Consider the following 10218-nt stretch of genomic DNA (forward strand, 5'->3'; position numbering starts at 1 on the left):
CGCCATGGCGCACGTTCCGTATGACGCTGGCACGGGGAATCAGCTCGAGGTGAGGGAGAGTCGGGATGGGCAACGAGCCGCAGGTCGCCGTCATCGGCGCCGGCATCGTCGGGCTCTGCACTGCATACGCGCTGCTGGAGCGCGGGGTCGAGGTGCGGGTCTACGAGCAGGGGGTGCCTGGCAACGGGCAGTCCGGCGGGCTGTGGCGGATCTTTCGGCACGCACACGATGACCCCCGGCTGGTCGAGGCCACTCAGGCGAGCCGCACGGCGTATGCGGAGTGGGGCGAGCGGCTCGGGGTGGAGATGGTCTCCGGCGACGGTGCGGTGGCGCTCGGGCCGTCGGCGGAGCGCAGGCTCCCGTTGCTGCAGCGGCTCGGGGTGCCGGCCCGCCGGATCGACGCGGAGGAGTTGGCGCAGTGCCACCCGCTGCTCGCGGCATACGACGGCCCGGCCGTGCTCGACGAGGGCGGCGGATCGATCCGCACGACGGCGACCATCCAGGCCCTGACAGCAATGCTCGGGGACCGACGGGTTGGCGATGAGGTGATCGGCATCCGCCCGCTGGGCGAGCGGGTCGAGGTGCGCAGCGGCGGCAGCACGCACACCTACGACCGGGTCGTGGTGGCCGCTGGACGGGGCAGCGCGCACCTGGCCCGCACCGTCGGGCTGTCCCTGCCGGTGCAGCACGCCGCGCACGTCCGGCTCACCTTCGCCGTGCGCGGGCAGGCTCCGGCGAGGCTCGCGACGCTGCAGGACTCCAGCGGTGAGTTCGGGGAGACAGGGATCTACGCCGCCGCCGTCCCCGGCAACACGGCATACGCCCTCGGGCTGAGCCAGACCACCGAAGCCCGCGAGGACGCGAGTCTGGTCTCGTCCGGAGAGCTGGGGGACCTGGCCGCCAGGGCTGGCGACTACGTCCGCCGGGCACTGCCCGGGCTGGACCCCGAGCCGGTCGACGTGCGGCACTGCTGGGTCACGCTGCTGCCGTGGGGTGAGGACGGGATGGCGGTGTGGGAGAGCGGCGGGCTGCTCTTTCCTGCGGGGCACAACCTGTGGAAGCAGGCGCCCGCGCTGGGCCGCAAGCTGGCTGTCGCGGCCGCGGGGCAGGAGCTGGATCCGGTGTTGACCCCGTCGAGTCGGCTCGGTGCCCCGACCACTCTGTCCGACGCCACGGTGCGCAGGTAACGTGCCGAGGCCCACTCCTGCACGGCAACGACGGCGAGCGAGCATTCGGCGGGCCGCAGGCTTGAACTGTCGCTGACGGGATCGACTGACCTGACGCCGACCTGGCATTCTAGGGTGGTGCCTGAGCTCAGTCGGCGATCCCTGCTCCTGGCCGGACCCGTCGGTCTTGCGGCGTCCGGGTGGCTTCCGGGCACCGCCTCGGCCACCTGGTCGGGCGAGGACCAGGAGCGCCCGACCCGGCTCGAACGGGCTGATCGGAGGCACCTGCTGGACCCGGTCGGCAAGCAGCGCCCACTCACCCCCCGGGACTACGCCCCGCCGGACCTGGTGCCTTGGCAGGACGATCCGGCATACCAGCTCCGCGCAGAGGTCGCCGACCAGCTTGGGCAGCTGTTCGCTGCGGCCGAGGCTGACCGGCTCGCGCTTCGAGTGATCAGCGCATACCGGTCCTATGAGACCCAGGCCGAGACCTACGCATCGTGGGTCCGGGCATACGGCCGGGCCTCGGCCGACGCCACGAGCGCCCGCCCCGGGCACAGCGAGCACCAGACCGGTCTGGCGGTCGACCTGGACACCACCCTGGGTGAGTGCTACCTGGATGCCTGTTTCGGCAGGACCGCCGAGGGGCGCTGGGTCGCGCGCCATGCCTACCGCTTCGGCTTCATCCGGTCCTACCCGAAGGGCTACCGGGACCGCACCGGCTACGCCTACGAGCCCTGGCATATCAGGTATGTAGGGCCCCAGGTGGCGCGTGCCATGCACCGGCACGGGGTGGCACTGCTCCAGGACTATGTCTCACCGCCACACTCATCGGCGCGGCTGGGTTGGATGCTCGGCACTCATCCCTGACGGTCTGGGTCAGTCGAGGTTGCCGTCGGCGAAATCAGCGAAGTCGTCGTATGCCGCGCCGTCCAGCAGCACGATCGACTGACCGTCATCGCTCCACCCGAACCCACCCTTGGCGACGCTGGTGCCCACCTGACCGGGACTGACGACATACGCGTTGGCACCGAAGGTGAGCGCTTGCGCGGCCGAGACGTTTGAGAGCACATGCGGTGAGGCAGTGCTCAGGATCGCCGGGAGCCCCTTGGGCCCCTGTTCCCGGGCCATGGCTGCCATGCCGAGCAGGACCACGCCCTGGTGGCGCGAGCGGCCGAAGTCGCCACCCGGCACCGTCTTGCGCTCGCGCGAGTACCGCAGTGCGGTCTTTCCGTCGAGGACACTGTTGCCCGCAGGGACCTGCAGAACCCTGCGGGGCGCATCGACCGGCACTCCACCGAGCCCGTTCACCAAGCCGGTGAGACCCTCGAAGCTGGTGAGCAGGTAGCCTTCGATGGGGAGTCCGGTCGCGGCAGCCACCGTGCTCTGCTGCCCGGCGGGCCCTGCCTCGACCATGGCTGCGTTGATCTTGGCCTTGCCCCCCGAGGGCATGGTCACCCAGGAGTCCCGGGCGATCCCCATGACCCCGCCGCCACCTCGGCCGTCCACCCCGACCACCTGGATGGTGTCGGCGCGGGCGCGGTCGACCGCCTCCCCGGGCCGCGCGTCGGAGCCGAGGAACAACATATGGCGGGCACCCCCCAGGACCGGTTGATCGACGCCGAGCGAGGGCCACCAGCCCCCGACGATCTGCCAGCCTCCGTCGGCCTCGACAGCCAGGGTCACGTCCTCGCCCGAGGTCAGCACCGCGATGCCGGTGCCCTTCCACTCGCCCGTGGCGCCGGCCACCTCGACCCGTGCCGCCAGATCGGCGACAGTGCGCTCACCCAGCGCCCGGCGGACCGCATCACTCATCGAGACCTGGCCCTCGGCATACAGACCCTCGGCAAGACCGGCCAGTGGCGCGGGGACCGCGTCGGTGTCCACCGCCGGCGCGGCCACGGCGGTCGAAGTCGGACTGCTCGCTGCAGCGCTTGCCGACGGGCGTCCCGTCGTGGGGCTCGAGTCCGCTGCCGCGCTCGGTGCAGCGGTCGTCCGGGCGGCGACATCCCCCATGAGGGCCTGGGTCTCCGTCGCCGAGTCGGCCGCGGCGGGCGACTCGGTCGCCTGCGACTCACCCTCCGTCGGTGCCGCGGCCCGATCCTCGCTCGAGCACGCCGTGACCGTGGTCAGCGACGCGATGAGCGTGACCACGACGGTCCTGGGCACAAAGCGACGAGAGGTAGCGCTGTGGGTCTGCATGATGCCGGGGATCCCCTCACTGATCCGGCGCGGTTGCCGCGCGGTGTGCTCTCATTATCACTGGAAGGCGCCTCCAGCGCGACGGGATGCGACGGCGCGCCGCGAAGCTGTCCCGGTGTGGTGCACTGGGGTATGTGGCACACGAGGCGGAGCGTGCGATGGGCCGTGAGGATCGGCCTTGTGGCGGTCCTGCTCGGGGGCTGCGGTGGGGGTGGCGGCGACACCGAAGCCGGATCGGGCTCCGAGGCAGGCGCCACGAGCAGCGCCGAGTCGGCCGCGCAACGCTATCCCGACATCGTCGAGGTCGAGGTGACCGAGCAGGACGACGGCGTGGCCAGCCTGGATGTCACCGTCTCCTCGCCCTACGACACTTCGCAGCGGTATGCCGACGGCTGGCGGGTGCTGGACCAGGACGGTGAGGTCCTGGGTGAGCACATGCTGACCCACGATCATGCGGGCGAGCAGCCCTTCACCCGGACCCAGACGGGGGTGGAGATCCCGGAGGGGACCACCGAGCTCACGGTGGAGGGCCGCGACCAGCAGCACGGCTACGGAGGCGGCACGGTGACCGTCGACTGGTAGGTGTTGTGACGGGCGTGACTGCTGTGGCAAGATGATGGTGGCATAGCCGCGCCGCCACTTGTGAGGTCGTTGGGGAAGACGTCCCTCGCACTAAGGAGGCTCGGATGTCAGTGGTGATGCCACGTGTCATGACCCGCGGGATGGTGTTCATTCACTCCACCCCAACGGCACTTTGCCCGCACATCGGGTGGGCTCTCGAAGGCGTCCTGGATACCAGGGTCGCCCTGGACTGGACCCCTCAGCCGGCGCAGGCTGCCACCATGCGCACCGAGTTCGCCTGGACGGGCGAGCAGGGGACCGGCGCCCAGCTGGCCAGTGCGATGCGCGGCTGGGACGGCCTTCGATACGAGGTCGTCGAGGAAGCCAGCCGCGGATCCGACGGTGCACGCTGGACGCATACCCCGGCCCTGGGCATCCACCACGCCCGGTTGTCCGCCAACGGCGACGTCGTCGTCAACGAGGACCGGCTTCGCGCGTTGCTGGCCGACGCCCGCGGCAACCTGGGTGCCTTCACCGCGGAGGTGGACCGGGCGATCGGCTCCGCATGGGACGCCGAGCTCGAGCGTTTCCGGCACGCCGGCGAGGGGGCTCCCGTGACCTGGCTGCACAAGGTGAGCTGATCAGGCTCGCCGCACCTGCTGGTGCAGGGTCAGCATCCGCTGTGCGGAGACGGCCCAGGTGAAGCGCTCTGCGTGCGCCCGGGCCACCTCCCGTGCCGCCGGGCGGTCCCGCAGGCCCAGCACGGCGTCGGCGAAGGCATGGGGGTGTGACCGGGTTGCCGTCCCGGCCGGGCCCACCACCTCCCGCAGCGCGCCCTGATCGGGGCAGACGGTCGGCACACCGCAGGCGATGGCCTCCAGGGCCGCCAGTCCGAAGGTCTCCACCGGCCCCGGGGCGATCGCCACGTCGGCGCGGGACATCACCGCGGCCAGCTCGGCGCGATCGGTGATGTAGGAGTGGAAGGTGACCGGGAGGCCCTCGGCGAGGGTTATCAGCCGGTCGCGCATCGGGCCGTGCCCCAGGACGGTCAGCGTCACCCCGACTCCGCGGTCCACCAGGGTCCGCACCGTGCGGATGGACAGTGCGGGATTCTTCTCGGGCGAGAGCCGCCCACAGTGGATCAGGTGCAGCGGTCGACTGCCGGGCAGGCCCGGGAGCCGGGTCCGCTCGGGTCCGGGGCCGGCGCGGAAGGTCTGCAGGTCCACTCCCAGCGGCACCACGTGTGCCTCCACACCGATGCGGAGGAACTCCTCGGCGGCAAAGCGGCTGGGACAGGCGATCGTGTCGTAGTCAGCGGCACTGCGACGGTTGATCAGGTCGGCCACCGAGTGGGCGGGGCGGTGGGGCACCGGGGTGCGGCGGTCCATGATGCCGGTGAGGTGCTCGTGACTGACCATGATGGATCCACGACCGGCCCGCCGGGCCCAGCACCCGGTCCAGCGCAGGGTCGCGCGGTCGGAGACCTCGATGGTGTCGGGAGCGATTCGCTCCATCAGATGTCTCAGCCGCGTCCGGCTCCAGATCAGGGAGTAGCCGGTGCGACCGACCGGCATGGCCGGCACCCGGTAGACCCAGCCCTGGTCTTCCTCGGTGACCGCCGGGCCTGGGCCGGGAACGATGAGCGAGACCTCGTGACCCTGCGACCGGTAGCCCCTGCCCCATTCGCGCAGGGCGGTGCGGATGCCCCCCGAGGTGGGGCTGACGAAGTTGGCGATCCGCAGGATGTGCACGAGGAGCCAACCTAGTCCGAGTCAGGGCGGAGGCGTGCACCATCCCGAGCACATCGGTCAGAGGGGGATGTTGCCGTGCCGTCCGCGACGCTGAGGGGCGTCCAGGATGGCTCGCGCCAGCGCCGAGCGGGTCTTCTTGGGCTCGACGATCTCGTCGATGACCCCGATCTCGACGGCGCGCTCGAGCCCGCCGGTGAGGCGGGCGTGCGACTCGGCCAGCTCGGCCTCCGCGGCCCGACGGTCCTCCTCGCTCACCTCGGCCAGCTTGCGGCGGTGCAGGATGCGGACCGCGGCGACGTGGCCCATGACCGCGATCTCGGCGGTCGGCCAGGCGAACACCCGGGAGGCGCCCAGGGACCGGGCGTTCATCGCGATGTAGGCACCGCCGTAGGTCTTGCGGGTCACCAGGGTCACCCGCGGCACCACGGCTTCGGCGAAGGCGTGCAACAGCTTGGCACCGCGGCGCACCACACCGTCCCACTCCTGCCCGACCCCCGGCAGATAGCCGGGGACGTCGACCAGCACGACCAGCGGCACCCCGAAGGCGTCGCACATCCGCACGAACCGGGAGGCCTTCTCGGCGGAGATCGAGTCCAGACAGCCGCCCAGCCGCATCGGGTTGTTGGCGATCACCCCGACCGTGCGCCCGCCGAAGCGGCCGAGCGTGGTCACGATGTTGGGCGCCCACTTGGGGAACAGCTCGACCGACGGTGACTTCTTGTCCAGCAGGTTGACGATCAGCGGGTGCACGTCGTAGGCCCGCTTGGCCGACTCGGGGAAGGTCGAGGCAAGGTCGCGATCCTTGACCTTGTCCAGCTGCAGCTCGCCCTGGTCGGACAACAGCCAGCACAGCAGCCGACCCTGCTCGTAGGCGTCGTCGGTGGTCTCGGTGACCACGTGCACCACCCCGGAGCGACGTCCGTGCGGCTCGGGCCCGCCCAGACGCAGCGCGTCGACGGACTCGCCCGTCACCGAGCGCACCACGTCGGGGCCGGTGACGAAGACCCGCCCGTCGGGGCCGAGCACCACCACGTCGGTCAACGCCGGGCCGTAGGCCGCGCCGCCGGCGGCTGCGCCGATGACGACCGAGATCTGCGGGACGACCCCGGAGGCCCGGGTCATGATCGCGAAGACCTCGCCGACGGCGTGCAGCGACACGACACCCTCGGCCAGCCGTGCGCCCCCGGAGTGCCACAGCCCGACGACCGGCACCTCCTCGGCCAGCGCCCGCTCGTATGCCGTGAGGATCACCTGGCAGCCCGCGACCCCCATCGCCCCGCCCTGGATCGTGGCGTCGGAGCAGAAGGTCACCACGCGGGTCCCTTTGACCGTGCCCGCGGCGGCCAGGAAGCCGGAGTCGTCCTCGGGGGTGATCAGCTCCAGCGTGCCGTCGTCGTAGAACGTGGTCAGTCGCTTGCGGGGGAGTCGGGGGTCCTCCTCCCGGGGCAGCTTGGCCCGGGCGGAGGCCGAGACCTGGGCGGAGGCGGCGCTGGGCGCATGCGTGGTCATCGGGCGCTCCGGAAGGTGAGCGCGACGTTGGCGCCCCCGAAGCCGAACGAGTTGTTGAGCGCAGCAACCGGCTCATCCGCCTCACCCAGCGCACGGGCCTGCTTGGTCACCACGTCCAGGTCGATGTCCTCGTCCTTGTTCTCCAGGTTGATCGTCGGCGGGATCGTGCGGTGGTAGATGCTCAGCACCGTGAGGACGGCCTCCATCGCACCGGCGGCGCCCAGCAGGTGCCCGGTCATCGACTTGGTGGCGGTGACCGGGATCCGGGTCGCGAGCTCGCCGAAGGCCCGGTGGATGGCGCGGGTCTCGGCCTTGTCCCCGACCGGGGTTGAGGTGGCGTGGGCGTTGATGTGGTCGATCTGCGACATCTCCAGGCCGCCGTCGGCCACCGCTTCGAGCATGGCTCGCGCGGCTCCGGCACCCCCGGGCTCGCCCGCGGTGATGTGGTAGGCGTCGGAGGACATGCCGGCCCCCGCCAGCTCGGCGTAGATGGTGGCACCTCGAGCCTTTGCGTGCTCCTCCTCCTCCAGCACGAACACCGCGGCGCCCTCACCGATGACGAAGCCGTCCCGGGACGTGTCGTAGGGGCGCGAGGCGGTGGCCGGGTCGTCGTTGCGGGTCGACAGCGCATGCATGGCCGCGAACGCCGCGATCGGCAGCGGGTGGATGGCCGCCTCGGTGCCGCCCGCCACCATGACGTCCGCTCGGCCGCTGCGGATCATGCTGAGCGCCAGGCCCATCCCCTCGGCGCCGCTCGCGCAGGCACTGACCGGGCAGTGCGCCCCGGCCCGGGCGTGCAGGTCGAGGGAGACCGCAGCGGCGGGGCCGTTGGGCATCAGCATGGGCACGGCGAGAGGGAATACCCTCCGCGGTCCCTTGGTGCGCAGGATGTCCCACTGGTCCAGCAGCGTCCAGACTCCGCCGATGCCCGAGCCGATTGCCACGCCGAGCCGCTCGGGGTCGACGTCCTCGATGCCGGCATCGGCCCAGGCCTCCCGCGAGGCGACCAGGGCGTACTGTCCGGCGGGGTCGTTGCGGCGCACCTCGACCTTGCTCAGGGTCTGAGAGGTGGGAGTGTCGAGGGTCGCGGCGAAGGTGACCGGCAGCTGGTGCTCATCGATCCACTCCTGCGGCAGCGTCTTGGCGCCGGGGCGGCCGGCCACGATCGCCTCCCAGGTCGCGGGAGCGGTGCCCCCGACGGGAGTGGTGGCCCCCAATCCGGTGACGACGACGCGGCGCTCACTACCTGCGGACATCTGTGCTGCTCCTCGTATGGACTCATCGGTTCCCCAGCGGGCGCGGCTGGGGAGGGGCGGACCGCCGCTCCGGTATGCTGAGCGCCGTTGCCGGCGGTGCGGCATACCGGACCGGGGTGGGTCAGCCCTGGTTGGAGTTGATGTAGTTGACGGCGTCGCGGACGTGGGTGAGGTTCTTGACCTCGTCGTCGGGGATGCGCACGCCGAACTTGTCCTCGGCGTTGACCACGATCGTCATCATGGACAACGAATCGATGTCGAGGTCCTCGGTGAAGGCCTTGTCCATCTGCACGGCGTCAGTCTCGATGCCGGTCTCTTCGTTGACGATCTCAGCCAGACCCGCGAGGATCTCCTGTTCATTCATGGCCATCGGGGTTGCTCCTTGTTGTCGAATGAGATGGGCTGACCCGGATTACCCGCCGGGCCATCGGGAGATTCATCAGGGCAGGACCACGACCTGGGCGGCATAGGCCAGGCCCGCACCGAAGCCCAGCTGGAGCGCAAGGCCGCCGCTCAGCGAGGGGTCTTCGCTCAACATCCGCGACATCGCCAAGGGGACCGAGGCTGCCGAGGTGTTGCCGGTGTCGACGATGTCGCGCGCGACCTGCACATGGGCGGGCAAATTCAGCTCTTTGACCATGGAGTCGGTGATCCGCAGGTTGGCTTGGTGCGGTACGAACGCTGACAGCTGCTCTGGGGTGACCCCACTTGCTTCCAGCGTTTTGCGGGCGACCGGGGCCATGGAGTAGACCGCCCAGCGGAACACGGCCTGGCCCTGCATACCGATGGAGGGCCAGTGAATGCCATCTGCACGGCCAGGGGACTCCATTGCTTCGCGCAGGTCGGTCCACGGCTCGCGTTGGGCGATCTTGTCCCAGTCCTTGCCGTCGCTGCCCCACGTCGTGGGTCCGATCCCGGGGAAGTCCGACGGTCCGACGACTGCTGCGCCGGCTCCATCGCCGAAGATGAACGCGCTGCCCCGGTCGCGCGGGTCGGTAAAGTCGGAGAGCTTCTCAACGCCGACGACCAGGATGTGCCGGGCGCTGCCGGAGCGGACCATGTCGTTGGCCAGGCCGATGCCGTAGCAATAGCCCGCGCACGCGGCAGAGAGGTCGAAGGCCGCAGGCGCAGGTATGCCGAGTCGGTCCGCGAGCATCGGGGCTGCGGCCGGCGTTTGGTAGGGGTGGGTCACGGTCGCCAGCAGGACGACGTCGATCTGGTCGGGGCCGACCCCTGCCATTGCCATGGCGTCCAACGCGGCCGGCTCAGAGAGGTCGATGACGGTCTGCTCGGGGGCGGCGAAACGGCGCGTGGCGATGCCGCTGCGTTGCCGGATCCACTCGTCGGTGGAGTCGATGTGCTCGCAGATTTCGTCGTTGGTGACCACCCGGTCCGGGCGATAGGCGCCGATGCCCATCACTCGCGCATACTGCGTCGGCTCGGGCAGGGTGATGTGCGCCCGTGCGGAGTGGGTGGCCTGTTGTGTCATGATGCGTCCTCGTGCGGGTGCAGGCGCAGCAGCGGCTGGCCGGGGCTGACGGGGTCGCTCGGCTCGACCAACCACTCGATGATGTGACCGCCGTAGGGGGCCTTGACGTTGTGTGTCTCGCGCAGCGTGCTCACCGTGGCCACGACTTCGCCGGGGCGCACATCGGCGTCCAGGGACAACCCGTCGGCCGGGCTGACCTTGCCCTTGACCGGTGAGACGACGAGGCGCCACGTCGGGGCGTCGGTGGGTTCCTCGGGTGAGCCGTGCTCGCGGATCATCCGGTG

General features: G+C 70.8%; 10 protein-coding genes and 1 pseudogene. 4 read left to right on the plus strand and 7 right to left on the minus strand.

Annotated elements, in window-relative coordinates; translation table 11 throughout:
- Positions 1–65: 65 nt before the first annotated feature.
- Together ACR2FV_RS17020 and ACR2FV_RS17025 are read left to right on the plus strand one after the other, a co-directional pair.
- Positions 66–1187, plus strand: coding sequence for an NAD(P)/FAD-dependent oxidoreductase (locus tag ACR2FV_RS17020; RefSeq protein ID WP_434016894.1), 1122 nt, complete (start codon positions 66–68; stop codon positions 1185–1187).
- A gap of 117 nt (positions 1188–1304) precedes the next feature.
- On the plus strand, positions 1305–2036 hold the full coding sequence (locus ACR2FV_RS17025; RefSeq protein ID WP_434016895.1) for a M15 family metallopeptidase: 732 nt from the start codon (positions 1305–1307) through the stop codon (positions 2034–2036).
- 9 nt (positions 2037–2045) lie between these two features.
- Here ACR2FV_RS17025 and ACR2FV_RS17030 read toward each other — a convergent pair whose 3' ends face one another.
- Entirely contained in the window at positions 2046–3335 is a 1290-nt protein-coding gene (locus tag ACR2FV_RS17030; protein ID WP_434016896.1) for an LCP family protein, read from the minus strand.
- A 198-nt stretch (positions 3336–3533) separates the two neighbouring features.
- Here ACR2FV_RS17030 and ACR2FV_RS17035 point away from each other — a divergent pair, with 198 nt between their 5' ends.
- Positions 3534–3950 carry a hypothetical protein gene (locus tag ACR2FV_RS17035; protein WP_434016897.1) on the plus strand — a complete coding sequence of 139 codons (417 nt, stop codon included), beginning with the start codon at positions 3534–3536 and terminating at the stop codon, positions 3948–3950.
- A 140-nt stretch (positions 3951–4090) separates the two neighbouring features.
- On the plus strand, positions 4091–4570 hold the full coding sequence (locus ACR2FV_RS17040) for a DUF3145 domain-containing protein (RefSeq protein WP_434016903.1): 480 nt from the start codon (positions 4091–4093) through the stop codon (positions 4568–4570).
- Here ACR2FV_RS17040 and ACR2FV_RS17045 read toward each other — a convergent pair whose 3' ends face one another.
- From ACR2FV_RS17045 to ACR2FV_RS17070, 6 genes and pseudogenes are all read right to left on the minus strand, one after another.
- Entirely contained in the window at positions 4571–5680 is a 1110-nt protein-coding gene (locus ACR2FV_RS17045; protein ID WP_434016898.1) for a glycosyltransferase, read from the minus strand.
- A gap of 57 nt (positions 5681–5737) precedes the next feature.
- Entirely contained in the window at positions 5738–7189 is a 1452-nt protein-coding gene (locus ACR2FV_RS17050) for an acyl-CoA carboxylase subunit beta (protein WP_434016899.1), read from the minus strand.
- Positions 7186–8445 carry a beta-ketoacyl-ACP synthase II gene (gene fabF, locus ACR2FV_RS17055; RefSeq protein WP_434016900.1) on the minus strand — a complete coding sequence of 420 codons (1260 nt, stop codon included), beginning with the start codon at positions 8443–8445 and terminating at the stop codon, positions 7186–7188. The genes ACR2FV_RS17050 and fabF overlap by 4 nt, the downstream gene beginning before the upstream one ends.
- A gap of 121 nt (positions 8446–8566) precedes the next feature.
- The gene (locus ACR2FV_RS17060) at positions 8567–8815 is read right to left on the minus strand and encodes an acyl carrier protein (RefSeq protein WP_434016901.1); all 249 of its coding nucleotides are present in this window, start codon (positions 8813–8815) and stop codon (positions 8567–8569) included.
- A 69-nt stretch (positions 8816–8884) separates the two neighbouring features.
- On the minus strand, positions 8885–9934 hold the full coding sequence (locus ACR2FV_RS17065; RefSeq protein ID WP_434016902.1) for a beta-ketoacyl-ACP synthase III: 1050 nt from the start codon (positions 9932–9934) through the stop codon (positions 8885–8887).
- Positions 9931–10218, minus strand: a pseudogene (locus ACR2FV_RS17070) (ACP S-malonyltransferase); the annotation flags it as partial. The pseudogene ACR2FV_RS17070 and the gene ACR2FV_RS17065, both read right to left, overlap by 4 nt.

It is taken from the genome of Ornithinimicrobium sp. (assembly GCF_051004135.1).
Classification (GTDB): domain Bacteria; phylum Actinomycetota; class Actinomycetes; order Actinomycetales; family Dermatophilaceae; genus Ornithinicoccus.

Coding starts and splice junctions, on each gene's coding strand:
- ACR2FV_RS17020 (WP_434016894.1), top strand. CDS start 66: ATGGGCAACGAGCCGCAGGTCGCCGTCATCGGCGCCGGCATCGTCGGG.
- ACR2FV_RS17040 (WP_434016903.1), top strand. CDS start 4,091: ATGGTGTTCATTCACTCCACCCCAACGGCACTTTGCCCGCACATCGGG.
- ACR2FV_RS17050 (WP_434016899.1), bottom strand. CDS start 7,189: ATGACCACGCATGCGCCCAGCGCCGCCTCCGCCCAGGTCTCGGCCTCC.
- fabF (WP_434016900.1), bottom strand. CDS start 8,445: ATGTCCGCAGGTAGTGAGCGCCGCGTCGTCGTCACCGGATTGGGGGCC.
- ACR2FV_RS17060 (WP_434016901.1), bottom strand. CDS start 8,815: ATGGCCATGAATGAACAGGAGATCCTCGCGGGTCTGGCTGAGATCGTC.
- ACR2FV_RS17065 (WP_434016902.1), bottom strand. CDS start 9,934: ATGACACAACAGGCCACCCACTCCGCACGGGCGCACATCACCCTGCCC.